The following is a 24,404-nucleotide window of genomic DNA, read 5'->3' as shown; positions in this document are numbered from 1 at the left end:
AAGGAGAGAGGGGCTTGCGCCCCTCTTTTCAGGTCATTACGTCAGGCTTGACGAATTACCACCAGATTTCCATCTGGGCGCCGAAGGTCCACTCATCGTTGTCGCCACGGCTGAAGGTTTTCGCGGAAGTGTCGCTATACGCTACGCCAGAGGTGTAGCCCGTATCGCCGTTGTTCGCGTAGCCCCATTTCTCATCCCACTTCGCGTAGGTTGCGAAGACGCGGATAGCCGGACGGGACCAGATGCTGTCGCCTGCCTGCCATTGCTGTGCCAGGGTGATTTTGTACTGGCTGTTTTTATCGTCAGTTTTCTGAGACTTAACGTTGTCGTAGCCCACTTCCAGCAAGGTGCTCATGATCGGCGTCCATTTGAACATTGGACGAACACCCACGGTCCACCACTCGGTACCGTTGTTGTTGTCACGATCGATGTTCTGGTACATACCGACGTACATCAGGTCCCAACGGTCTGCCAGGGTGATTGCACCGTGATCCAGCACGCGCCACATAGAGCCGTCGTTATCGATGCTGCCGCCCTGTGGAATACCTTTACCGTTAGAGGTCATGGAATCCGTACCGTATTGCAGTACGAACTTGTTGAAGCCTTTCATCATGCTCTGGGTGTGTTCAGCGGTGAACAGCCAGCCATCTTTAGAGGCGCCAGGTTGCAGGTAGTAGTCGTCAGGAATGTTGGTATGACCGTAGTCAACGCCCAGCTCCAGCGTACCGCCCGGGTTGGTTTCCAGACCGGCTAAACGGACGTCGAAGACATCGTTTGGTACCACGTTGTCATAAATACGGTCGCCGTTCGCATCACGATCGGCGAAGGTTGCAGAACCGCCGGACTCAGAAGAACGGGTCGCTGCCAGAGAGAGTTTACCAAAGCCCAGATCGATGTTTTCAATACCGGCACCAGGACCAGAGATATCCCAGTAGTAGAAGTCGATCATGTGTACGTCATGACGCTGATAGAAGCGCTTACCGGCCCAGATGGTAGAGCCTGGCAGCCATTCAATCAGGTTTTTACCCTGCACGTTAGCTTCACGGAAGGCCGGGCTGGTGGATTCCCAGTCATTCTGTTGAGAAACGGAGTACGCTACGTTGGTGTCGAAATAGAAGCTTTTGTCGCCTTCTTTCCACACTTCCTGGCCCAGTTTCAGTTCGGCGTAGGTTTCACATTCGTTACCGAGACGGTATTTACTTTGTGCGCCTGTTGCCTGGAAACATTGTTGTTCACCGCCACTTCCGGTCCAGCCAATGCCGGAACGAGCATAACCTTTAAAGTCTACGGCGCCCGCCTGGGCAGACAGGATGCCTGCCGCAATGGCGACAGCCAGAGGGACTTTGCGCAGAGTAATCATTATTCTATCTCCTGAGATCATTGCTTTTCTTTGTAATTGGAATGCTTAAACGCCTGGCTCTTTGTGCAACCGACGACATGCAGTGCCATCCTCACGGAACAGATGGCAGCGCTCTGGCGGCAAACCGATAGCGAATGTGGCACCCTCTTCTACCAACACCACGTCATTCTGGCGGTAGACCAGGTTCTGACGGATGGCGGGGATCTGGATATGAATCTGTGTTTCGTGACCAAGCTGTTCGACGACCTGAACTTCACCTTCCAGCGTCACATCAGCGATGTGGCTCGGCAGTAAATGCTCAGGGCGGATACCGAGGGACATATTGGCCCCCACCTGTACGTTGGCGCTGTCGACCGGCAGCCAGACTTGCTGACGGTTTGGCAGCTCCACCTGTACCTGTTCGATTGCCGTCGCGGTCACTTTTACGGGCAGGAAGTTCATCTTTGGCGAGCCAATGAAGCCCGCAACAAAGCGGTCTGCCGGGTAGTGATACAGCTCCAGCGGTTTGCCCACCTGCGCCACGCGACCGGCGTCCAGCACCACGATTTTGTCGGCCAGCGTCATCGCTTCGACCTGATCGTGGGTGACGTAAATCATCGTGCGTCCAAGGCGTTTGTGCAGACGGGAGATTTCGATACGCATCTGGACGCGCAGGGCGGCATCCAGGTTAGAAAGCGGTTCATCGAGCAGGAACACGCGCGGCTCGGCCACCAGCGTACGGCCGATCGCCACACGCTGACGCTGACCACCGGAGAGCGCCTTCGGTTTACGCTCCAGCAGATGTGCCAGCTGGAGCACTTCCGCCACCTGGGTGACGCGCTGGTTAATGGTCTCTTTTTTCGCGCCGGCCAGCTTCAGGCCAAAGGACATGTTCTCGGCAACGGAAAGATGCGGATAAAGGGCATAAGACTGGAACACCATGCCCACGCCGCGTTCAGCTGGCGGGATGTCGTTCATTCGGGTATCACCAATAAATAAATCGCCACTGGTGATGGTTTCAAGACCGGCAATCATACGCAGCAGAGTCGATTTACCACAGCCTGATGGACCCACGAACACCACAAACTCACCTTCGTGGATGTCCAGATTGATGTCTTTTGACACCACTACGTCGCCCCAGGCTTTCGTTACATTACGCAGCTGTACGCTCGCCATGCCCTTCTCCCTTCGTTACAACCTGTCACCGACAGAAACATTCAAGATAAGTTCACTATGCGTGTTCCATTACTTTCGTGAATCCTCCACCCCCCGGCTTTTTTATGGGGGAGGAGGCGGGAGGATGAGAGAGCAGGCTCTGCGACCGCAGCGGAGGGGCTGAGGCGAAAATCGTGAAGCGGCCTGCAAAATTCAGTGGGTTTTTATGTGCGCCAGCACTCATAACTTAAATTTATGTTACAGGGATCACACAAACAGGGGGTGGGGCGTAGGGACTGGGAGGATGGAAAGAGGATGTCAAATAAGGAGACTGAGTCACGTTGAACCACCTTATGTATCCACGAGCACATCACCAATAAAGGATGGCAGATATGAAGATCAAGACTGGCGCACGCGTTTTCGCATTGTCCGCCCTCGCAGCAATGATGATTTCCGCACCGGCTCTCGCCAAAATTGAAGAAGGTAAGCTGGTTATCTGGATTAACGGCGACAAGGGCTATAACGGTCTGGCCGAAGTGGGCAAAAAATTCGAGAAAGACACCGGTATCAAAGTCACCGTAGAACACCCGGACAAACTGGAAGAGAAGTTCCCGCAGGTTGCGGCAACTGGCGATGGTCCGGACATTATCTTCTGGGCGCATGACCGTTTCGGGGGCTACGCGCAGTCTGGCCTGCTGGCAGAAGTTACGCCAGACAAAGCCTTCCAGGACAAACTGTTCCCGTTCACCTGGGACGCCGTTCGCTATAACGGCAAGCTGATCGCTTACCCAATCGCGGTTGAAGCGCTGTCTCTGATTTACAACAAAGACCTGGTGCCAAACCCGCCGAAGACCTGGGAAGAGATCCCTGCTCTGGATAAAGAGCTGAAGGCGAAAGGTAAATCCGCCCTGATGTTCAACCTGCAAGAGCCGTACTTCACCTGGCCGCTGATTGCTGCCGACGGCGGTTACGCGTTCAAGTTTGAAAACGGCAAATATGACGTGAAAGACGTGGGCGTGGACAACGCAGGCGCGAAAGCGGGTCTGACCTTCCTGGTTGACCTCATCAAGAACAAACACATGAATGCGGATACCGACTACTCCATCGCGGAAGCGGCGTTCAACAAAGGCGAAACCGCGATGACCATCAACGGTCCGTGGGCCTGGACCAACATCGACAAGAGCAAAATCAACTACGGCGTGACCCTGCTGCCAACCTTCAACGGCAAGCCGTCTAAACCGTTCGTGGGCGTGCTGAGCGCGGGCATCAACGCCGCCAGCCCGAACAAAGAGCTGGCGAAAGAGTTCCTCGAAAACTACCTGCTGACCGATCAGGGTCTGGATGAAGTGAACAAGGACAAGCCGCTGGGCGCCGTTGCGCTGAAATCGTTCCAGGATCAGCTGGCGAAAGATCCGCGTATTGCGGCCACCATGGATAACGCCCAGAAAGGCGAAATCATGCCGAACATCCCACAGATGGCTGCGTTCTGGTACGCCACCCGTACCGCCGTCATCAACGCAGCAAGCGGTCGCCAGACCGTCGATGCCGCACTGAAAGATGCTCAGGGCCGTATTACTAAGTAATGCCGTAGTCCCCTCTCCCTCTGGGAGAGGGTTAGGGTGAGGGTTGTCGCTATCCGCACGCCCTCACCCCGGCCCTCTCCCCCAGGAGAGGGAGAAAAGATCAAACGTTGTAGAGGAAGAACCCCATGGATGTCATTAAAAAGAAACACTGGTGGCAAAGCGACGCACTGAAGTGGTCAGTGATAGGTCTGCTGTGTCTGCTGGTGGGTTACCTTGTTGTTTTAATGTACGTGCAAGGGGAATACCTGTTTGCCATCATGACGCTGATTTTAAGCTCGGTTGGCCTGTATATTTTCGCCAACCGTAAAGCGTACGCCTGGCGCTATGTCTACCCGGGCGTTGCCGGGATGGGGCTGTTTGTCCTCTTTCCGCTGATCTGCACCATCGCGATTGCCTTTACCAACTACAGCAGCACCAACCAGCTCGCGCAGGAGCGTGCCACCCAGGTGCTTCTGGATCGTTCTTACCAGGCGGGTAAAACCTTTAACTTCGGCCTGTATCCCACGGGTGACGAGTGGAAGTTAGCGCTCACTGACGGTGAGAGCGGCAAAACCTATCTTTCCGACGCGTTCAAATTTGGCGGCGAGCAGAAGCTGGCCTTAAAAGAGGCTGCGGCCCTGCCGGAAGGTGAACGTGCGAACCTGCGTATCATTACCCAGAATCGTCAGGCGCTGACCCAGCTCACCGCCGTGCTGCCAGACGAAAGCAAAGTGACCATGAGCTCGCTGCGCCAGTTCTCCGGCACGCAGCCGCTTTATACTCTGGCGGATGACGGCACGCTGACCAACAACCAGAGCGGCGTGAAGTACCGTCCGAACAACGATATCGGTTTCTATCAGTCGGTGAATGCCGACGGCAGCTGGGGCGACGACAAACTCAGCCCGGGCTATACCGTCACCATCGGCTGGGACAACTTCACCCGCGTATTTACCGACGAAGGCATCCAGAAACCGTTCTTCGCCATCTTCGTCTGGACGGTGGTCTTCTCGGTGCTAACCGTGATCCTGACCGTGGCCGTAGGCATGGTGCTGGCCTGCCTCGTGCAGTGGGAGTCCCTGAAAGGCAAAGCGATTTACCGCGTGCTGCTGATTCTGCCCTACGCCGTGCCGTCGTTTATCTCGATTCTGATTTTCAAAGGGCTGTTTAACCAGAGCTTCGGTGAAATCAACATGATGCTGAGCGCGCTGTTCGGTATCAAACCGGCCTGGTTCAGCGACCCAACCACCGCTCGCTCGATGATTATCATCGTCAACACCTGGCTCGGTTATCCGTACATGATGATCCTGTGCATGGGGCTGCTGAAGGCTATCCCGGATGACCTGTACGAAGCCTCGGCGATGGACGGCGCGGGTCCGTTCCAGAACTTCTTCAAAATTACCCTGCCGCTGCTCATTAAGCCGCTGACGCCGCTGATGATTGCCAGCTTCGCCTTTAACTTTAACAACTTCGTGCTGATTCAGCTGTTGACCAACGGTGGCCCGGACCGTCTCGGCACCACCACGCCGGCAGGCTATACCGACCTGCTCGTGAGCTACACCTACCGCATCGCCTTCGAGGGCGGCGGCGGTCAGGACTTCGGCCTGGCGGCGGCGATTGCCACCCTGATCTTCCTGCTGGTGGGCGCCCTGGCGATTGTGAACCTGAAAGCCACACGTATGAAATTTGACTAAGGAGGGCACTGAACATGGCAATGGTACAACCCAAATCTCAGAAACTGCGCCTCCTCGCGACGCACTTAGGCCTGCTGATTTTCATCGCGGCGATCATGTTCCCGCTGCTGATGGTTATCGCCATCTCCCTGCGTTCGGGGAACTTCGCCACCGGGAGCCTGATCCCGGACGAAATCTCCTGGGAGCACTGGAAGCTCGCGCTGGGCTTCAGCGTGGAACATGCGGATGGCCGCGTCACGCCGCCGCCGTTCCCGGTGCTGCTGTGGCTATGGAACTCGGTGAAGGTGGCGACCATCACTGCGATCGGCATCGTGACGCTCTCCACTACCTGCGCTTACGCCTTCGCCCGTATGCGCTTCCCGGGCAAAGCGACGCTGCTGAAAGGGATGCTGATTTTCCAGATGTTCCCGGCCGTACTGTCGCTGGTGGCGTTGTATGCCCTGTTTGACCGTCTTGGGCAGTATGTGCCGTTCATCGGCCTGAACACTCACGGCGGCGTGATCTTCGCCTATCTTGGCGGCATCGCCCTGCACGTGTGGACCATCAAAGGCTATTTCGAAACCATCGACGGTTCGCTGGAAGAAGCGGCGGCGCTGGATGGGGCGACACCGTGGCAGGCGTTCCGTCTGGTGCTGCTGCCGCTGTCGGTGCCGATTCTGGCGGTGGTGTTTATCCTGTCGTTTATCGCCGCCATCACCGAAGTCCCGGTCGCCTCACTGCTACTGCGCGATGTGAACAGCTACACCCTCGCCGTCGGTATGCAGCAGTACCTCAACCCGCAAAACTACCTGTGGGGCGACTTTGCCGCGGCGGCCGTCCTCTCTGCCATCCCGATTACCGTGGTGTTCCTGCTGGCCCAGCGCTGGCTGGTCAACGGCCTGACGGCGGGCGGTGTGAAAGGTTAAGTTTCATTTGTTATGCCACTGCAACCCTCAACTTTAGACGTATTGTATTGAACCAACTTGTGACTGTTATTCGGCGGCCTCCGGGCCGCCATTTTTTTTTATTCGCGTTTCAGCCGCTTCGAGTTGCACAGCCAGAGGGTGATCACCAGCAGCAGGATCGCCGCCGAGTAGATCAGCACGTCGAGCGGGGATTTATGATCGACGATGATCAGCCGCACAATGGCGGTGATGCCAATGTAGACAAAATAGCGCAGCGGGAAGTGAAAGCCGGACTGAAAGTACTTCACAATCAGGGCGATAAATTCAAAGTAGAGAAAGTAGACCACCAGGCCTTCCACCAGCGCGTATTTGCTGGTTTGCTCAGGGGCGAACAGCACATCCGCCAGATGCACCGTCTCTTTACCCAGAAACACGACCAGGATCAGGCCAAGGCTCAGCAGACCGAGGTTCAGCACGGTCTGGAGTATCGTTGAGATAAACTCAACGCGCGGACGCGTCAGGGATGTCATACAGCACCTCATTCTCCAGGGCGAGGTTCCTGTATAACGCAAAAATGTGACGGGGATCTATATTTTTTGTTTATGTTTTGTCCAGATGAACATTCTTGCCGGGCGGCACTGCGTTTGCCCGGCCTACAAAAACACTCTCGTAGGCCCGGTAAGCGCAGCGCCACCGGGCAAATAAGCATCAGCGGAAGTTAATATTCTTATCGCTGGTCATGTCATACAGCTGGAACTTACGCCCAAGCTGCTGGCCGCCGTCGCGCGTCAGCGGCGTCCAGCCCACTGCCGCACGGCTGCGGGTTGGGCCTGATGAGAACAGATCCAGCGGAATCGACACGTACACCCCTTTGGTGAAGTCCCCTTCCCCGTACTCGTCTGGCGAAACGTTGGTGATGGTGGCATAGCCGCCCACCACCACGCCGCTGTCGAAGTGTTTGGAGATATCCAGCGTGCCGCCCTTATCACCCGCCAGATACTGGCCGACGCTGGCTTTTACCAGCACGTCCTGCGCGAATGACGGCGTCCAGTAGGCGGTCAGATGGCCGGTTTTGACGCTGTAGTCGGTGAACTTCATCATGTCCTGCGCGCTGCGCCAGTCACGCTGTTTCACGTAGTTAGCATCAATCCCAAACGCCCAGTTGCTGTCGACAGGACGATAAAGCACTTCTGCCCCGGCGCCGCCGAACATGGTTTCCAGATAGCCACCGTAAACCTGGCCGTAGAAGCCGTTGCCGAAGTACTGGAAGTAGTTGGCCTGGAGGTTATTCACGTAGATATCGTTCTGCACATATTCGCGAACGCGGGTACGCACGCGCGGCAGTTTTGAATCGTTCGGCGGGTTGGTGTAGTTAAATTTGTCGTAGTTGTTGGCAATGTTGCCGAACAGACTACCGGTGGTCAACAGGTGGTCGGTCACCCACAGATCCGCCGTCGCCATCGCTCCCAGCTGATACATGTAGAAGTTTTCCGGCCCACCCACGGACTGGTTCAGCACCGGATCGATATGGAAATCGAAGCGGGATTTATCGATATACCAGCCCTGCTCGGTGCTCTCTGGCACCACCGGCTCAACGCGTTTTTGTACCAGCTCGGTTTCATGTCCCAGCGGTTCGCCTTCAAGATGACGCTTAAGGCTGGCAACATCGGTTTCGGTTGTGACCTGCGGCAGGTTGAGGCGGTTCTCCGTCACGCGGATCGTGCGGATCCCCTCCGGCAGATCGTTCATGACGATCCGGTTGGCGCGCTCGATCCCTTCGCGGGAGTCGCGGTATTTTACCTGCTCGCCGGTGACGTACAGCGTATCGCCTTTGGTCTGGATCTTTGGATCCGCCAGGCCCGCGTTATATTTCAGCAGCGTCAGCTGATTCGCTACCACGGAGTGCTGAATGATCGCATCCTGCGGCTCCGGCTGATATTTTGGCCGCGGGTTGTCATTGTAGTGCGGCCGCATGTCGTTAAAGTTAGTGCGCAGGGTAAAGCCAAACATTAGGGTATTACCGCGCTCATAGCTGAGGTTAACGTCGGCCCAGTCGGTGACGCGGTAAATGGCGCCGACGTTAAACTTGCTCTTTTGCTCAATTTTCCCGGCGAAGTCCTGCGAGTAGTCGTTTCCTTCGTACTCCAGCTTCAGACGTAACGGCTGCCACGGTGTTTGATACTCCACGCCGCCAAACAGCGAGGCCGGGCCGTGGAACATCTGGTCCCCGTTGATGGAGCCCGCTTTCTGGTAGCTGTTATCGCGGTAGCAGTATTTATCGCTGTAGGTACAGAACGGATTTTTGACGTTGCCGCTGGTACCCAGATAGCCCCAGCCAAGACCAAGCGAGAAATCAAACGGTCCCCAGGCTTTGCTGGCCACGATGTATTCCGCGTCAAACAGGCCGGTCCCGCCGATATCCTTCGCACCAACGGAGACCTGCGGCATCCAGTAGCTCTCTTCCCACAGGCGCAGCTTCACGTCGAAAGCTTTGTCTTTATAAGTCTGGTCGCCGGAGAAGGCATCCACGCTGCTGTACTGTTTTGTACGGACGTCGGTGTAGCGCAGCGTGGTCTCCAGCCAGGGGAACAGCTGCACGGACGCAGAGTAGTAACGGTACTGATCGTTATCGCGATAGTTAAGGCTGATTTCCCCCTCGCGGGCCATACGCGCGGTTGGGGTTTGCAGTAAGCCCACGCCGCCAAAATCGGACTGCGACGGGCCGATGGGTGCCGGATACGTTTCTGCATGACAGGCGGCACTCACGCACAGTGCAAGCATGCTGTAGAGATAGGTTTTTTTCATTATTCCGGTATCCGCTGTATCAGGGAGCGAAGGATATCGGCATTAAGCCCGTCATACGCTTTCGTCCAGAAATGGTCGGCAAAACCGACAAAAATGATGCTGCCTGGCATAGGTTCGATATGGCGTTTATTCCAGTAAGCCACCGGCGCTTTCTGCGTATGCCCGTCCGGATAGACCACCCAGGCATAGCTGTTATCCGCTCCGCTGAGCAGACTTTGCTCGTCGAGATAGCTCGCCACGTCCCGGCCCGGCGTAAACGGCTTTTTGCCAGGGCTGCTGAGAAGCCCCATCACGGTGACGGTGGAAGGCTGAGCCGGAAGCCACAGGGTATAATCCCCTTCCAGCGACGGATTGCCGTTTTCCACGACGCGCACCTCATCCGGATCGAGATTCACCTTCTGGCGACCCGTCACCTTAACCGCCTGAAGCTGCTGACGCAGGCTAGTAATGGCCGCGGCATCGTCGGCATCTTCCTGTTGTGCCAGCCCGCTCAGTCGGGCGAGCAGCGCCTGATGTTTTTGTTCCGCTACAAGCGTCGCCTGACGCTCGCTGATCACCGCCCCGGTCCACCAGCTTTTCGCCAGCCTCGGCTGCCCCACCAGATCGAGCAGATGCCCGGCATTGGTTAAGGTTTTAGGTTTTTCGCTGTCCGGGGTGTAGACCTGTACCGTTCCCGCAGACCACGCCAGCGGCGAAGTCAGGCTGGCGAGAAGCGCAATGTGGATGAACATTTTCATGATTTCGCCGCCTTGATCAGGGTGGCCTTCACCGGGAAGAAACCGGCACCGAGATACTGTAAGGACTGGCGGATTTGCCCCTCTTCGTCCACCCAGAAGCGGTTATGCCAGGTGGCCTGATCGGTTGTCACTTCTTCATCCAGCACGCGCACCTGCGTTTCGTCGCTGCCCACTTTGACACTGTCCGTACCGTCCCAGCGGAAGGTGGAGCGGGCTGTGGCGTAGCGCACCTGTTTATGCTCGGTCCAGCCCATCGTGCGCGTCCAGCTTGCGCCATCGACGATCTGATTCGGCTTGATGAGCGGATCTTCAGCCAGGTTGTTCACCTCAAGCAGGTTGTCGCCGCCGAGCAACGTTTTCACGATGCGGGAATGCTGTGTCACGATGGTGGCCTGATCCTGCGTCACCCATTTCTGCTGCCCGTTTTCATCGAAAGCGAGCACCACAAACAGTTGCGGACCATCGTTTAGCTGCATGTACTGACTGGCATACGGCATGTTTTGCAGTTCGTCATCGGTCAGATGCACGCCCGGCGTGCCGAACATGCTGTCCCACAGTGAGTGGCCCAGCCCTTTGGTGGTAGCTGAGCACGCCTGCAACAGCAGGCAAATCAGGATGATTGCAGGTCGCTTCACGACTCTTCTCCGAAGGGGCGAAATAACCACACCGAAGTGTGGTTATGATTAAAACACCCGTTATTACTGGGTGCTGGTCGTCGTAGTGGTCGTGGTTCCGGTATTGGAGCCATCACCGCCACCGGTTGCCGCCAGCGCGACACCTACGGCTGAACTTACGGCGCTGGTGCTGGCTGCGGTAGAACTCCCCGCAGACGCAGACGTCGCTGCCGACCCTGCTGCTTCCCCGACCTGGACCGGAGCTGCATAGACAGACGTCGCCGCAAGCGCAGATATGGCAAAAATGCCATACAGTACTTTCTTCATAACAATTTCCCTTCAATGAATGAATGGAGATTTGCCCGAAAAGAAATTCAGGCGGATTCGAGTATACACAACTAAAGCAGTGGGTTTACCGTGGGGGTAAATAGGGATGAGGTTTTCAGACTAATGGTTAAGAATGGAAGGATAAAAGGATCAATTAAATATACAATGATTATAAATCAATAAGTTATAATATAATAACATTAAAGCATCACTCCGTATTTTCTTAAAATAAACCTCAGCAATTAACGGGGTTACCGTCTTTTTCGGATTAAACTCAGCTTCAGAATTTGAGATAACTAACAGACATCAGGAATTATCCGATAAAAAAATGCCGGCATATCGCCGGCATTGTTCATGACATATTTATTACGCACGCCAGGCTTTATAACGGTTAATCAGACTATTGGTGGAGCTGTCGTGGCTGTCGATCGCTTTATCGTCACCCAGCTCTGGCAGAATGCGGTTTGCCAGCTGTTTGCCCAGCTCAACGCCCCACTGGTCAAAGGTGAAGATGTTCAGAATAGCGCCCTGAGTGAAGATTTTGTGCTCGTAGAGGGCAATCAGCGCACCCAGGCTGAACGGCGTGATTTCGCGCAGCAGAATGGAGTTAGTTGGACGGTTGCCTTCGAACACTTTAAACGGCACAACGTGCTCCAGCGTAGCCGGATCTTTACCCTGGTCACGGTATTCCTGCTCAACCACCTCGCGGGATTTACCGAACGCCAGCGCTTCGGTCTGGGCGAAGAAGTTAGACAGCAGCTTCGGATGGTGGTCGGACAGTGGGTTGTGCGTAATCGCCGGGGCGATGAAATCGCACGGTACCATTTTGGTACCCTGGTGGATCAGCTGGTAGAACGCGTGCTGGCCGTTGGTGCCCGGCTCGCCCCAGATGATTGGACCAGTCTGGTAATCCACCGCGTTGCCGTTACGGTCAACGTACTTGCCGTTGGATTCCATGTTGCCCTGCTGGAAGTAGGCCGCAAAGCGGTGCATGTACTGGTCGTACGGCAGAATCGCTTCGGTTTCAGCGCCGAAGAAGTTGTTGTACCAGATCCCGATCAGCGCCAGCAGTACCGGCAGGTTTTTCTCAGGCGCGGTGGTGGAGAAGTGTTTGTCCATCGCGTGCGCGCCGGAGAGCAGTTCAACGAAGTTGTCGAAGCCCACGGACAGGATGATGGACAGACCGATCGCAGACCACAGTGAGTAGCGGCCGCCCACCCAGTCCCAGAACTCAAACATGTTCGCGGTATCAATACCGAACTCACCCACCGCTTTACCGTTGGTGGACAGCGCCGCGAAGTGTTTCGCCACGTGCTTTTCGTCGCCCGCGGTTTTCAGGAACCAGTCGCGCGCGCTGTGGGCGTTGGTCATGGTTTCCTGGGTGGTGAAGGTTTTTGACGCCACCAGGAACAGCGTGGTTTCCGGGTTCACCTTTTTCAGCACTTCAGCGATGTGGGTCCCATCGACGTTGGACACGAAGTGCATGTTGAGGTGGTTTTTGTACGGGCGCAGCGCCTCGGTCACCATGAACGGGCCGAGGTCAGAGCCGCCGATACCGATGTTTACGACGTCGGTGATCGCTTTGCCGGTGTAGCCTTTCCAGCTACCTGAGATGATCGCTTCAGAGAAGGTTTTCATCTTTTCCAGCACCGCGTTCACTTCCGGCATCACATCTTTGCCGTCAACGATGATTGGCGTATTGCTACGGTTACGCAGGGCCACGTGCAGCACGGCACGGTCTTCGGTGCGGTTGATTTTCTCACCGGAGAACATGGATTTGATGGCATCTGCCAGCTCAGTCTCTTTCGCCAGATCTTGCAGCTTCGCCAGCGTCTCTTCGGTGATACGGTTCTTGGAGAAATCCACCAGCATCAGGTCATCGAAGGTGGCGGAAAACTTGCTGAAACGATCGGCATCTTTCGCGAACAGATCCGCGATAGTGACGTCTTTCATTTCATCAAAATGTTTCTGTAGTGCCTGCCATGCAGCGGTCTGCGTTGGGTTGATGTTTTTCATAGCAATACTCTTCTGATTTGAGAATTGTGACTGCGGTCGATTGTAGCGCCTGCAAATAAAAATTGTGATGGTTTTTATGCCATTGCCCTGGTCTGCATCAAACGCAGGTGAAAAGACCCGAAAAGTATAGCTGCTGTCGCGCCCTTCCGGCGTGGCGAAATGTTGGTCAAAAAGGGGGAAAAAGGAGCATAAAATATGGGCCTGTTATAAGTCCTGTTTCTGAGGGGTACCCCCCCATGAAAAATCCGCATAATCCCAGCATTGACAGGACCTCCCCCGCATTTTATTTATAGGGCCGTATTTTGCGCCTGCACCTGTTCTCGCTTCATTCTTGTGCCAAGGTCGCTCTATTCATTCCCTGACACGAGGTTGTTATGACGAGTTTTGTGGTCGCCAAGTTTGGCGGCACCAGTGTGGCAGACTACGATGCCATGAACCGCAGCGCCGATGTGGTGCTGGCCGATCCGAATACCCGCCTGGTGGTGCTTTCCGCCTCAGCCGGCGTGACGAACCTGCTGGTTTCCCTGTCTGAAGGACTGGAAGCGACCGAGCGTTTCGTGAAGCTGGATGCACTGCGCAAAATTCAGTTCGACATTCTCGAGCGTCTGCAAAACCCGAACGTCATTCGTGAGGAAGTGGAACGCCTGCTGGAAAATATCACCACCCTGGCTGAAGCCGCGTCGCTGGCCACCTCCAGCGCACTGACCGATGAACTGGTCAGCCACGGCGAACTGATGTCCACCCTGCTGTTCGTTGAGATCATGCGCGAGCGCAATATTCAGGCGCAGTGGTTCGACGTGCGTAAAGTGATGCGCACCAGCGACCGCTTTGGCCGCGCCGAGCCGGACGTGGAAGTCCTGGCAGAGCTGACCAACCAGCAGCTTGCCCCGCGCCTGGATGAAGGCATAGTGATCACCCAGGGCTTTATCGGCAGCGAAGCCAAAGGGCGCACAACCACGCTGGGCCGTGGCGGCAGCGACTACACCGCCGCCCTTCTGGGTGAAGCCCTGCACGCCACCCGCGTGGATATCTGGACGGACGTGCCGGGTATCTACACCACCGACCCGCGCGTGGTCTCTGCGGCAAAACGTATTGACGTGATCGCCTTTGAAGAAGCGGCTGAAATGGCGACTTTCGGCGCGAAAGTGCTGCACCCGGCCACGCTGCTGCCCGCCGTGCGCAGCGACATTCCGGTCTTCGTTGGCTCCAGTAAAGATCCAAAGGCGGGCGGGACGCTGGTCTGCAAGAAAACCGAGAACCCGCCGCTGTTCCGCGCGCTGGCCCTGCGTCGTAAGCAGACGCTGGTTACCCTGCACAGCCATAATATGCTGCACTCCCGTGGATTTCTGGCGGAAGTGTTTGGCATCCTGGCGCGCCACAATATCTCCGTGGACCTGATCACCACGTCAGAAGTCAGCATCGCGCTGACGCTCGACACCACCGGCTCCACCTCTACCGGCGACACCCTGCTGACGCAGTCGCTGCTGATTGAGCTTTCCGAGTTGTGCCGCGTGGAGGTGGAAGAAGATCTGGCGCTGGTTGCCATCATCGGTAATAAGCTGTCGCGCGCGTGCGGCGTGGGCAAAGAGGTGTTCGGCGTGCTCGACCCGTTCAATATCCGCATGATTTGCTACGGCGCGTCCAGCTACAACCTCTGCTTCCTGGTCCCTGCCGATCAGGCCGAGCAGGTCGTGCAGAAACTTCATCAGAATTTGTTTGAATAAAATTCGTTAGCACGTTAAACAATATCGATAAGCCGGGCGCAGACCCGGCTTTTTTATAACAAAACAACACGACAATACTGCAAGGAATTCACTATGCTCTCCGCTATCACCCGGCTGTTCCCGTTATGGGCGCTGCTGCTCTCTGTACTCGCGTATTACACTCCTGCCACGTTCACGGGCATTGGTCCGTGGGTCACCACGCTGCTGATGCTGATTATGTTCGGCATGGGCGTGCATCTGAAAATTGACGATTTCAAACGCGTGCTGTCTCGCCCGGCACCGGTTGCGGCAGGGATTTTCCTGCACTACCTGGTGATGCCGCTCGCGGCCTGGCTGCTGGCGATGGCCTTTAAGATGCCGCCCGACCTTTCCGCCGGGATGGTGCTGGTGGGGAGCGTCGCCAGCGGTACGGCATCTAACGTCATGATCTATCTGGCGAAAGGCGACGTGGCGCTCTCCGTCACCATCTCGTCCGTTTCCACGCTGGTGGGCGTGATTGCCACGCCGCTGTTAACCCGCCTGTATGTGGACGCGCATATCCAGGTGGACGTGATGGGCATGCTGCTCAGCATCCTGCAAATCGTGGTGATCCCGATTGCGCTGGGGCTGGTGATCCACCATCTCTTCCCGCAGGTAGTGAAAGCGGTTGAGCCGTATCTGCCCGCGTTTTCGATGGTCTGCATACTGGCCATTATCAGCGCCGTGGTAGCCGGTTCCGCATCGCACATTGCTTCGGTGGGCTTTGTGGTGATCGTCGCGGTTGTGCTGCATAACACTATTGGTCTGCTGGGCGGTTACTGGGGCGGAAAGCTGTTTGGCTTTGACGAATCCACCTGCCGCACGCTGGCGATCGAAGTGGGGATGCAGAACTCCGGCCTGGCAGCGGCGCTGGGTAAAATTTACTTCTCACCGCTGGCAGCGCTGCCGGGGGCGCTGTTCTCTGTCTGGCACAACCTGTCCGGTTCGCTGTTAGCTGGATACTGGTCCGGTAAGCCGATTGATGACCAACCAAAAAAAGATGCGGTGAAACAGGGTTAATTGACCCGGCTTGCTTTACACTGAAGCCTCCCCATCAGGAGGCTTCAGCAATGGCTACACCACGTTTGACCCAGAAAGACATGACCGAAGCCGAGCAGCGCGAACTGAAAACGCTTCTCGACCGCGCCCGCATCGCGCATGGCCGCACGCTGACGAACGCCGAAACCAATCAGGTTAAAAAAGAGTACATCGATAAACTGATGGCGCAACGTGATGCCGCGGCGAAAAAAGCCCGCAAGCTGAAAAAAGAGCAGGCGTATAAACCCGATGCAGAGGCGACTTTTTCCTGGTCCGCCAGCACATCAACCCGTGGAAGGCGCTAATCAGCGCCCTTTCTTTTTGCGCCCCGGCTGGGTAAAGCGTTTTCCGTTGCCCGGCTTGCCCCGCCCTTTCTCTTCCGCCTGCGGTGCCTTCACCACCGGACGCTTAATCGCCTGCGTTTTCGGTTTGGCTTTAGCTTTCGGCTTCGCTTCGGACGAGGAGTTCTCGATAAGTTTGAACAGCTCGATCAGCTCGTCATCCGTTAAGTCACGCCACTCGCCCAGCGGGATCCCGGACAGGCTGACGTTCATGATGCGCGTGCGTTCCAGCTTCGTCACTTCATAACCGAAGTACTCGCACATGCGGCGGATCTGGCGGTTTAAGCCCTGCACCAGCGTAATGCGGAACGCGAACGGTGCTTCTTTCTTGACCTTACACTTTTTCGTGACGGTACCGAGGATCGGCACGCCCGCGCCCATGCCACGAATAAATTCGTCCGTCACCGGCTTGTTCACCGTGACAATGTACTCTTTCTCGTGGTCGTTACCAGCACGCAGAATTTTGTTGACCAGGTCACCGTGGTTGGTAAGGAAAATCAGCCCCTGAGAGTCTTTATCCAGACGGCCAATCGGGAAGATACGGCTGCTGTGGTTCACGAAATCAACGATGTTGTCCCGTTCACCGTCTTCCGTGGTGCTGACAATCCCAACCGGTTTATTCAACGCGATAAACACCAGGTCTTCAGCATCACGCGGTTCGATGACCTGACCATTCACTTTAACCACATCGCCAGGCACCACCTGGTCGCCGATGGTGGCGCGTTTGCCGTTAAGAAACACGTTACCTTGTTCAATGTAACGGTCAGCCTCGCGACGTGAGCAGATCCCGCTCTCGCTAATGTATTTGTTTAATCGGGTTGATTGAGTTGGCAGCATAGTTTCTCCTGTGAAGGCGAAATATACCTTACCTTGCGCCTGACAAAAAAGTCCTAGTAACCGCTGATCAGAAAATCGAGTGCATCCCGCAATGAAGCACTGCTGTTAGTAAGATCGGCAACGCGTTCACCTAACTCTTTTGAAGAGATGCCTGACAGCATATGCATCATGACAACGCAGGACTTACCCGCGATTTCAACGACAGGGCACACTTTCGCAGGCGGACGAATGCCGCCCAACTGGCTTAATTCAACGGCGGGAGCAACCAGTACATGTTTCATCACATTAGCAACAGGGTGCTGCATATTAATAAGCCATGGATATGCTTTTTTCCCATTACCTTCATTCGCATAAGCAAAATATTGCTCCATCAGAATGACCTCTGAAAGTCACTAAAGGAGCCGTTTTCATCAACCCACTGGTTAATGGCCTCTATAGACGCTTTATTTTCTGCTAACCACTCTGCGCGCTGATGCGCACGAAACTGCTCCTGTAGAGCGGCCGTGAGTACAGCAGAGAGATTGAGCTTAAGACGTCGCGCTTCTTCAAGAATTTCTGGTGCTAACGAAACATTGACTGATTTTTTAATGCCATTAGTAGTGCGCATGATAACCCCCATTGGAATGCGCATGAATTGGCGAAGTGTAGCGTAATAAACGAGCATTTTCTATTCCCTTAAAAATGTAAGGCCTTAAGAATGAATTGCTCTTTAGAAGGTGTCACGCCTCACAAAAGGGTTTTGCGAGGCGCTTTCAGAGATTAATACTCATCCCGCTCGTCGTCTTCATCCGGCTGCTCCATCACGCTGTACGCCACCGCACAGAACAACGAGTTCAGGCGCTTCATATCGCCCAGCAGTCCCAGGTGGAGTGAGCTGGTCTCGATACTCTGCACGTTCTGCTGGTGCAGACGCTCAACGTGGGCGTGCGAGTAGCGGCGATTAAGGATGCGGAAACGATGCTTGTTGCGGCGCAGGCGGCGCGCGCTCGGCACGTCGCTGGAGAAGAAGACCGACATCGCCAGCTTAAGGTTGCTGACCAGCTGTTCGTGCAGCGCTTCCAGTTCTTTCAGCCCTTCCACAGAAAACGCCCGACGTGCGGCCAGGGATTTGTCTGCGATTTCACTGCCCATACGCTCGACAATATCCGAAGCCTGCTCCAGGTTAAGCGACATCTCGATGATTTCCGCCCAGCGGCGCGACTCCTCTTCCGCCAGCTCGTCCTGGGGGATCCGCGCCAGATAAAGCTTGATGGCGGTGTATAGCACATTGATGTCGTCCGCCAGCCTGCGCAGCTCTTTCTCTTCGCGCGGCTCGCCGTGCATCACCTTTTGCAGCCCTTCCAGCATGGTTTCCATCGCGTCGCCCATGCGCAGCGTTTCGCGGGCGGCATTGGCGATTGCCAGCGCAGGAGTATCCAGCACCGAGGTGTCCAGATGCTTCGGTTTAAGGCGCGCGTCCAGCTCCGGTTCATCACGAATAAGCCGCTCGCAGAAGCGGGCCATCGGTGCGGCAAACGGCACCATCGCCAGACAGCGCACCAGGTTGTAGAAGACGTGGAAGTAGATCACCAGCTCCGCTTTCGGCAAAGAGAGATTGTCCATCAGGTTCGCCAGCGGGTGCACAAACGGCAGAATGATCAGGCTACCCACCAGCTTGAAGAGCAAACTCCCCAGCGCCACGCGGCGGGCGGCAGCGTTGGCGGCGCTGTTGTTGAGCATCGCCAGCAGGCCAGAGCCGAGGTTGGCACCGATCACCAGGCACAGCGCCACCGGGAAGGAAATTACCCCTGCGGCGGTTAAGGTCGCCGTCAGGAGGACCGCTGCCAGGCTGGAGTAGCTGACGATGGCGAATACCGCGCCGATCAGCGCATCCAGCATAATATCGCCGGTTAACGAGGCGAAGATGACCTGTACACCGTTGGCCTGAGTGATCGGCGTGACAGCCTGCACAATCAGCTCCAGTGCCAGCAGGATCAGCCCGAGGCCAATACCGACGCGGCCAAGCTGCCCGGCACGGCTTTGCTTACGGCCGAGGAAAAAAATGACGCCGATAAAAATCAGCAGTGGCGACAGCCAGGAGAGATCGAACGTCAGGATACGCGCCATCAGCGCGGTACCGACGTCGGCGCCAAGGACAATCACCAGCGCCGGGGCGAGCGCCACCAGATCCTGCGCCACGAACGAGGTGACGAGCATGGTGGTGGCGTTGCTGCTTTGCACCAGCGCCGTGACGCCAATACCCGCACAGAAGGCGAGCGGCTTCTTCTCAACGCTGCCGCTGAGAACGGTACGTAAACGTGCGCCAAACACGCGCATCACGCCGGTACGAACGATATGGGTGCCCCATACCAGCAGTGCGACTGCGGAGAGCAGGTGTAACAACGTCAACACAGTAGGTTTTCCTCCTTATCGTTATCTGTTTTCCTGAGGCTTAATGCGCGTTGTCTTGCCGGATGACGGCGACGCCGTATCCGGCCTACGCGTAGGCCCGGTCAGCACAGCGCCACCGGGCAATATGGTAAGAACCTTCTTCCAGTATAAGGGTTTAAACGTAAGAAAGAGACAAGGCACCATAGCGGTGCCCTGTTTGTTGTAAGGAAAAGTGACGTTAGTCTGCGTCGTAGCCTAAATTCGGCGCCAGCCAGCGTTCCACCTCTGACACGCTCATGCCTTTGCGCAAGGCGTAATCCTCAATCTGATCGCGCTGAAGCTGTGCCACGGCGAAGTACTTGCTGTCCGGATGGCTGAAGTACCAGCCAGAAACGGACGCGCCCGGCCACATGGCGAACGACTCGGTGAGCTTCATGCCGGTATGCGCTTCGACGTCCAGCAACTTCCAGATAGTGCCCTTCTCGGTGTGTTCCGGGCAGGCCGGATACCCCGGCGCCGGACGAATGCCCTGGTAGTTTTCGCGGATCAGCTCCTCGTTGCTGAGATTCTCATTCGCCGCGTAGCCCCAGTGCACCTTACGTACGCGTTCATGCAGATATTCAGCGAAGGCTTCCGCCAGACGGTCGGCGATCGCTTTCACCATTATTTTGTTGTAATCATCGTGCTGCGCGTCGTACGCATCCGCCAGCGCGTCTTCTTCCAGACCACCGGTTACGGCAAAGGCGCCGATATAGTCGGCTTTACCGGAGAGTTTCGGTGCGACGAAATCCGCCAGGCAGTAGTTGGCAAAGCCCACTTTCTCGGTTTGCTGGCGCAGGTGGTGGCTCACGGCCAGCACGTGGGTGCGGGTTTCATCGCGGTAGATTTCCACGTCGTCGCCCACGCGGTTCGCCGGGAACAGCCCCACCACGCCGCGTGGGTTGAGGGCTTTCTCTGCGCTCAGCCTGTCGAGCATGTCGTTAGCATCTTTAAACAGGCGCTTCGCCTCTTCGCCCACCACCTCATCTTCAAGAATGCGCGGATATTTGCCCGCCAGCGACCAGGTCATGAAGAACGGCGTCCAGTCGATGTAGTTACGCAGCGTTTCGATGCTGGCCGTCACGTCCTGCACGCCCAGACGGTGTGCGACCGGCGGCGTATAGCTGGACCAGTCGAACGCCAGATCGTTATCGCGCGCCGCCTGAAGCGAAACCGGCGGCGTGCGCGGTTTCTTACGTCCATGCTGAATGCGGACGGTTTCATACTCTTTGCGGGTGCGGGCGACAAAGTCATCGCGCTGGGTGTCGGACAGCAGCGCGGAGACCACGCCCACGGTGCGCGAGGCGTTTTGGACATACACCGTCGGCCCACTGTAGTTCTGCTCGATTTTCACCGCCGTGTGGGCTTTCGAGGTGGTTGCCCCGCCAATCAGCAGCGGAATGGTAAAGCCCTGGCGCTCCATCTCTTTTGCCACGTTGACCATTTCGTCAAGCGAAGGCGTAATCAGCCCGGAAAGACCAATCAGATCCGCATTCACTTCGCGCGCGGTCCTGAGGATTTTATCCGCCGGGACCATCACGCCAAGATCGATAATTTCGTAGTTATTACACTGCAACACCACGCCAACGATGTTTTTGCCGATGTCGTGTACGTCGCCCTTCACGGTGGCGATGACCATTTTACCGTTACTGGAGCCCTTCTCTTTGCTGGCTTCGATAAAGGGTTCCAGATACGCCACCGCCTGCTTCATGACGCGGGCGGATTTCACCACCTGCGGCAGGAACATTTTGCCCTCGCCGAACAGATCGCCGACCACGTTCATACCGTCCATCAGCGGCCCTTCGATCACTTCAATCGGACGGGCGGCCTGCTGACGCGCTTCCTCGGTATCCTGCTCGATAAACTCGGTAATGCCTTTTACCAGCGAGTATTCCAGACGCTTATTCACATCCCAGGAGCGCCATTCGGCCTGTTGAACGTTGGCTGATTCGTCAGATTTACTGCCGCGGTATTTTTCCGCCAGATCCAGCATGCGTTCGGTGGCGTCGTCACGACGATTGAGGATCACGTCTTCTACGGCGTCGCGCAGCTCGGCTGGCAGATCGTCGTAAATTGCCAGCTGGCCGGCGTTGACGATCCCCATGTCCATCCCGTTGCGGATGGCGTAGTAGAGGAATACGGCGTGGATCGCCTCACGCACCGGGTCGTTGCCGCGGAACGAGAACGACACGTTTGACACGCCGCCGGAGATCAGCGCATGCGGTAGCTCGCGTTTAATGTCTTCACACGCGCCGATAAAGTCCTGGGCGTAGTTGTTGTGCTCTTCGATGCCGGTCGCGACGGCGAAGATGTTCGGGTCGAAGATGATGTCTTCCGGCGGGAAGCCCACCTCTTCGGTCAAAATTTTGTACGCGCGGCGGCAAATCTCAATCTTGCGCTCGCGAGTATCGGCCTGGCCCACTTCATCGAAGGCCATTACCACCACGGCAGCGCCGTAGCGGCGGACCATCTTCGCGTGGTGGATAAAGGTATCGACGCCCTCTTTCATTGAGATGGAGTTAACGATGCCTTTGCCCTGAATGCACTTCAGCCCTTTTTCGATAACTTCCCATTTGGAAGAGTCAATCATGATCGGCACGCGGGCGATATCCGGCTCACCGGCAATCAGGTTGAGGAAACGCACCATTGCCGCTTCGGCATCGAGCATCCCCTCGTCCATGTTGATATCGATGATCTGCGCGCCGCTTTCCACCTGCTGGCGAGCAACGTCCAGCGCTTCGCTGTACTTCTCTTCTTTAATCAGGCGCTTGAACTTCGCAGAACCGGTAACGTTAGTACGTTCACCCACGTTCACAAACAGGCTGTCGTCGCCGATGGTCAACGGCTCCAGGCCGGACAGACGACAGGCTACCGGAAGCTCGGGTAGCTTGCGCGGTGGAAGCCCGGCGACGGCGCGGCTCATGGCGGCGATATGCTCCGGCGTGGTGCCGCAGCAGCCGCCGACGATGTTGAGGAAGCCAGATTCGGCCCACTCGCGGATTTGCGCCGCCATGGTGTCGGCATCCAGATCGTACTCACCGAACGCGTTCGGCAGACCGGCGTTCGGGTGGGCGGTGACGTAGCATTCCGCGATGCGGGAAAGCTCCTGCACGTACTGGCGCAGCTCGTCCGGCCCCAGCGCGCAGTTCAGGCCAAAGGAGAGCGCTTCGGCGTGGCGCAGGGAGTTATAAAACGCTTCGGTTGTCTGGCCGGACAGGGTGCGGCCTGAAGCATCCGTGATGGTGCCGGAAATCATGATTGGCAGGTCGACGCCCAGCGCCTCGAACTCCTCTTTCACCGCGTAGATCGCGGCTTTGGCGTTGAGGGTGTCGAATACGGTTTCAATCAGGATCAGGTCGGAACCGCCTTCCACCAGCGCTTTAGTGGACTCACGATACGCGGCCACCAGCTGGTCAAAGGTAATATTGCGGAAGGCTGGATCGTTCACGTCCGGTGAAATCGACGCGGTGCGGTTGGTTGGGCCCAGCACCCCGGCTACGTAGCGCGGCTTGTCCGGCGTACGGGCCGTCCATTCGTCGGCGCAGGCGCGCGCCAGCTTCGCCGCTTCAAAGTTGATCTCCGCCGACAGGGATTCCATCTGATAATCCGCCATGGCGATGGTTGTCGAGTTGAAGGTGTTAGTTTCAACAATATCCGCCCCCGCCTCGAAGTAGGCGTTGTGGATATCTCTGATGACAGATGGTTTGCTTAACACCAGCAGGTCATTGTTCCCTTTCAGGTCGCAGGGCCAGTCGGCAAAGCGCTCGCCGCGGAAATCGTCTTCACTCAGACGATAGCCCTGGATCATGGTGCCCATGCCGCCGTCCAGCACCAGAATTCGTTCATTTAACTGCGCACGCAGTTGCTCTACTTTGCTGCTCACACTTGCTCCCGACAACGCTCAACAAGGCCAAAAGGCTGCGTTCCATACTGGCATAATCTCGCAGGGTCGAAAAGTCACACAGCGGTAACATGAGACATGTTCACTATCACTCCTCCGATCAGTCAGGAAAGCGGTTGCAAAACTACCAAATAAAACGAAAATGATTTCCACGATACAGAAAAAGGAGATCGTCATGGTCGCAACCGTTCCCGCCAAACGCGGCAGAAAACCTGCTGCCACCACCGCCGCACAACCCGGCGGACAGGTTCAGTCCCTGACGCGCGGTTTGAAGCTGCTGGAATGGATAGCCGAATCGCACGGCAGCGTGGCCCTGACCGAGCTGGCCCAGCAGGCTGGCCTGCCGAACTCCACCACGCACCGCCTGCTTACCACCATGCAGCAGCTGGGCTTCGTGCGTCAGGTGGGCGAGCTGGGACACTGGGCGGTGGGGGCGCATGCGTTTATTGTTGGCAGCAGCTTCCTGCAAAGCCGCAACCTGCTGGCAATTGTCCACCCGATTCTGCGCAAGCTGATGGAGGAGTCCGGCGAGACGGTAAACCTGGCCGTGCTGGATCAGAGCGATCACCAGGCGATTATCATCGACCAGGTGCAGTGTACGCAGCTGATGCGCATGTCCGCACCGATTGGCGGCAAGTTGCCGATGCACGCCTCTGGCGCAGGGAAAGCGTTTCTCTCGCAGCTGAGCGAAGAGCAGGTAACGGGGCTGCTGCACCGTAAAGGGCTGCACGCCTATACTCACGCCACGCTGGTGTCGCCCGTGCATCTGAAAGAAGATCTAGCCCTGACCCGCAAGCGCGGCTATTCGTTTGATGATGAGGAGCATGCGCTGGGCCTGCGCTGCCTGGCATCCTGTATTTTTGACGAGCACCGCGAGCCGTTTGCCGCCATCTCCATCTCCGGGCCGATTTCACGCATGACCGACGACCGCGTCACCGAGCTGGGCGCGCTGGTGATTAAGGCTGCGAAAGAGGTGACGCTGGCGTATGGTGGGATTCGTTAAACG

20 protein-coding genes are annotated in these 24,404 nt (G+C 56.5%); 7 read left to right on the top strand and 13 right to left on the bottom strand.

What is annotated here, in order from left to right; translation table 11 throughout:
- Nucleotides 1-55: 55 nt before the first annotated feature.
- Complete coding sequence (locus RS584_RS01485) at nt 56-1,363, bottom strand: maltoporin (protein WP_026094413.1); 1,308 nt, start codon at nt 1,361-1,363, stop codon at nt 56-58.
- 42 nt (nt 1,364-1,405) lie between these two features.
- Nucleotides 1,406-2,515, bottom strand: coding sequence for a maltose/maltodextrin ABC transporter ATP-binding protein MalK (malK, locus tag RS584_RS01480; RefSeq protein WP_003860329.1), 1,110 nt, complete (start codon nt 2,513-2,515; stop codon nt 1,406-1,408).
- Between the two features lie 371 nt (nt 2,516-2,886).
- Between malK and malE the strand changes: the two genes are divergently transcribed.
- The 3 genes from malE to malG all read left to right on the top strand — a co-directional run bounded on the left by malE (nt 2,887) and on the right by malG (nt 6,652).
- Nucleotides 2,887-4,077 (top strand): maltose/maltodextrin ABC transporter substrate-binding protein MalE, encoded by a 1,191-nt coding sequence (gene malE, locus RS584_RS01475; RefSeq protein WP_017382618.1) that lies wholly within the window; start codon nt 2,887-2,889, stop codon nt 4,075-4,077.
- Nucleotides 4,078-4,202: 125 nt separating this feature from the next.
- Nucleotides 4,203-5,747: a maltose ABC transporter permease MalF gene (gene malF / locus RS584_RS01470; protein WP_017694723.1), complete on the top strand. Its 1,545-nt coding sequence runs from the start codon at nt 4,203-4,205 to the stop codon at nt 5,745-5,747.
- 14 nt (nt 5,748-5,761) lie between these two features.
- The gene (malG, locus tag RS584_RS01465) at nt 5,762-6,652 is read left to right on the top strand and encodes a maltose ABC transporter permease MalG (protein WP_003860332.1); all 891 of its coding nucleotides are present in this window, start codon (nt 5,762-5,764) and stop codon (nt 6,650-6,652) included.
- A 98-nt stretch (nt 6,653-6,750) separates the two neighbouring features.
- Here malG and psiE read toward each other — a convergent pair whose 3' ends face one another.
- From psiE to pgi, 6 genes are all read right to left on the bottom strand, one after another.
- Nucleotides 6,751-7,161 (bottom strand): phosphate-starvation-inducible protein PsiE, encoded by a 411-nt coding sequence (psiE, locus tag RS584_RS01460; RefSeq protein WP_000202963.1) that lies wholly within the window; start codon nt 7,159-7,161, stop codon nt 6,751-6,753.
- A gap of 178 nt (nt 7,162-7,339) precedes the next feature.
- Nucleotides 7,340-9,436 carry a YjbH domain-containing protein gene (locus tag RS584_RS01455; protein ID WP_032103673.1) on the bottom strand — a complete coding sequence of 699 codons (2,097 nt, stop codon included), beginning with the start codon at nt 9,434-9,436 and terminating at the stop codon, nt 7,340-7,342.
- Nucleotides 9,436-10,173, bottom strand: coding sequence for a capsule biosynthesis GfcC D2 domain-containing protein (locus RS584_RS01450; RefSeq protein ID WP_047734705.1), 738 nt, complete (start codon nt 10,171-10,173; stop codon nt 9,436-9,438). The genes RS584_RS01455 and RS584_RS01450 overlap by 1 nt, the downstream gene beginning before the upstream one ends.
- Nucleotides 10,170-10,808, bottom strand: a complete 639-nt coding sequence (locus tag RS584_RS01445; protein WP_017382614.1) for a YjbF family lipoprotein — start codon at nt 10,806-10,808, stop codon at nt 10,170-10,172. The genes RS584_RS01450 and RS584_RS01445 overlap by 4 nt, the downstream gene beginning before the upstream one ends.
- Before the next feature lie 63 nt (nt 10,809-10,871).
- Nucleotides 10,872-11,114 (bottom strand): exopolysaccharide production protein YjbE, encoded by a 243-nt coding sequence (gene yjbE / locus RS584_RS01440; protein ID WP_003860341.1) that lies wholly within the window; start codon nt 11,112-11,114, stop codon nt 10,872-10,874.
- Nucleotides 11,115-11,480: 366 nt separating this feature from the next.
- A complete protein-coding gene (pgi, locus tag RS584_RS01435; protein ID WP_315748820.1) occupies nt 11,481-13,130 on the bottom strand; it encodes a glucose-6-phosphate isomerase in 1,650 nt (549 codons plus the stop codon).
- A 374-nt stretch (nt 13,131-13,504) separates the two neighbouring features.
- Between pgi and lysC the strand changes: the two genes are divergently transcribed.
- The 3 genes from lysC (at nt 13,505) to RS584_RS01420 (ending at nt 16,215) form a co-directional block, all read left to right on the top strand.
- Nucleotides 13,505-14,854: a lysine-sensitive aspartokinase 3 gene (lysC, locus tag RS584_RS01430; RefSeq protein ID WP_045344657.1), complete on the top strand. Its 1,350-nt coding sequence runs from the start codon at nt 13,505-13,507 to the stop codon at nt 14,852-14,854.
- Between the two features lie 93 nt (nt 14,855-14,947).
- Nucleotides 14,948-15,892: a ketopantoate/pantoate/pantothenate transporter PanS gene (gene panS, locus RS584_RS01425; protein ID WP_315748819.1), complete on the top strand. Its 945-nt coding sequence runs from the start codon at nt 14,948-14,950 to the stop codon at nt 15,890-15,892.
- A 50-nt stretch (nt 15,893-15,942) separates the two neighbouring features.
- Nucleotides 15,943-16,215, top strand: a complete 273-nt coding sequence (locus RS584_RS01420) for a DUF3811 domain-containing protein (protein ID WP_017382612.1) — start codon at nt 15,943-15,945, stop codon at nt 16,213-16,215.
- Here RS584_RS01420 and rluF read toward each other — a convergent pair whose 3' ends face one another.
- The 5 genes from rluF to metH all read right to left on the bottom strand — a co-directional run bounded on the left by rluF (nt 16,216) and on the right by metH (nt 23,380).
- The gene (gene rluF / locus RS584_RS01415) at nt 16,216-17,088 is read right to left on the bottom strand and encodes a 23S rRNA pseudouridine(2604) synthase RluF (protein WP_022646725.1); all 873 of its coding nucleotides are present in this window, start codon (nt 17,086-17,088) and stop codon (nt 16,216-16,218) included.
- A 53-nt stretch (nt 17,089-17,141) separates the two neighbouring features.
- Nucleotides 17,142-17,459: a CcdB family protein gene (locus RS584_RS01410; RefSeq protein ID WP_017382610.1), complete on the bottom strand. Its 318-nt coding sequence runs from the start codon at nt 17,457-17,459 to the stop codon at nt 17,142-17,144.
- Nucleotides 17,459-17,752: a type II toxin-antitoxin system CcdA family antitoxin gene (locus RS584_RS01405; protein ID WP_017382609.1), complete on the bottom strand. Its 294-nt coding sequence runs from the start codon at nt 17,750-17,752 to the stop codon at nt 17,459-17,461. Before RS584_RS01405 ends, RS584_RS01410 begins: the two co-directional genes overlap by 1 nt.
- Nucleotides 17,753-17,847: 95 nt before the next feature.
- On the bottom strand, nt 17,848-19,479 hold the full coding sequence (locus tag RS584_RS01400; RefSeq protein ID WP_003860350.1) for a Na/Pi cotransporter family protein: 1,632 nt from the start codon (nt 19,477-19,479) through the stop codon (nt 17,848-17,850).
- A 217-nt stretch (nt 19,480-19,696) separates the two neighbouring features.
- On the bottom strand, nt 19,697-23,380 hold the full coding sequence (gene metH, locus RS584_RS01395) for a methionine synthase (protein ID WP_315748818.1): 3,684 nt from the start codon (nt 23,378-23,380) through the stop codon (nt 19,697-19,699).
- 193 nt (nt 23,381-23,573) lie between these two features.
- Here metH and iclR point away from each other — a divergent pair, with 193 nt between their 5' ends.
- Nucleotides 23,574-24,401 carry a glyoxylate bypass operon transcriptional repressor IclR gene (gene iclR / locus RS584_RS01390; RefSeq protein ID WP_125915538.1) on the top strand — a complete coding sequence of 276 codons (828 nt, stop codon included), beginning with the start codon at nt 23,574-23,576 and terminating at the stop codon, nt 24,399-24,401.
- Nucleotides 24,402-24,404 lie beyond the last annotated feature (3 nt).

Origin of the sequence: Enterobacter sp. DTU_2021_1002640_1_SI_PRY_ASU_LCPMC_013 (assembly GCF_032389435.1) — a bacterium.
GTDB classification, from domain to species: domain Bacteria; phylum Pseudomonadota; class Gammaproteobacteria; order Enterobacterales; family Enterobacteriaceae; genus Enterobacter; species Enterobacter hormaechei_C.
Note: the sequence above shows the minus strand (reverse complement) of the source record. Positions and strands in the feature narration are given on the sequence as shown.

Bases quoted from the DNA above. Each gene is read 5' to 3' on its own strand.
- malK (WP_003860329.1), bottom strand. From the start codon at position 2,515: ATGGCGAGCGTACAGCTGCGTAATGTAACGAAAGCCTGGGGCGACGTA.
- malE (WP_017382618.1), top strand. From the start codon at position 2,887: ATGAAGATCAAGACTGGCGCACGCGTTTTCGCATTGTCCGCCCTCGCA.
- malF (WP_017694723.1), top strand. From the start codon at position 4,203: ATGGATGTCATTAAAAAGAAACACTGGTGGCAAAGCGACGCACTGAAG.
- malG (WP_003860332.1), top strand. From the start codon at position 5,762: ATGGCAATGGTACAACCCAAATCTCAGAAACTGCGCCTCCTCGCGACG.
- psiE (WP_000202963.1), bottom strand. From the start codon at position 7,161: ATGACATCCCTGACGCGTCCGCGCGTTGAGTTTATCTCAACGATACTC.
- RS584_RS01455 (WP_032103673.1), bottom strand. From the start codon at position 9,436: ATGAAAAAAACCTATCTCTACAGCATGCTTGCACTGTGCGTGAGTGCC.
- RS584_RS01450 (WP_047734705.1), bottom strand. From the start codon at position 10,173: ATGAAAATGTTCATCCACATTGCGCTTCTCGCCAGCCTGACTTCGCCG.
- yjbE (WP_003860341.1), bottom strand. From the start codon at position 11,114: ATGAAGAAAGTACTGTATGGCATTTTTGCCATATCTGCGCTTGCGGCG.
- pgi (WP_315748820.1), bottom strand. From the start codon at position 13,130: ATGAAAAACATCAACCCAACGCAGACCGCTGCATGGCAGGCACTACAG.
- lysC (WP_045344657.1), top strand. From the start codon at position 13,505: ATGACGAGTTTTGTGGTCGCCAAGTTTGGCGGCACCAGTGTGGCAGAC.
- panS (WP_315748819.1), top strand. From the start codon at position 14,948: ATGCTCTCCGCTATCACCCGGCTGTTCCCGTTATGGGCGCTGCTGCTC.
- RS584_RS01420 (WP_017382612.1), top strand. From the start codon at position 15,943: ATGGCTACACCACGTTTGACCCAGAAAGACATGACCGAAGCCGAGCAG.
- rluF (WP_022646725.1), bottom strand. From the start codon at position 17,088: ATGCTGCCAACTCAATCAACCCGATTAAACAAATACATTAGCGAGAGC.
- RS584_RS01410 (WP_017382610.1), bottom strand. From the start codon at position 17,459: ATGGAGCAATATTTTGCTTATGCGAATGAAGGTAATGGGAAAAAAGCA.
- RS584_RS01405 (WP_017382609.1), bottom strand. From the start codon at position 17,752: ATGCTCGTTTATTACGCTACACTTCGCCAATTCATGCGCATTCCAATG.
- iclR (WP_125915538.1), top strand. From the start codon at position 23,574: ATGGTCGCAACCGTTCCCGCCAAACGCGGCAGAAAACCTGCTGCCACC.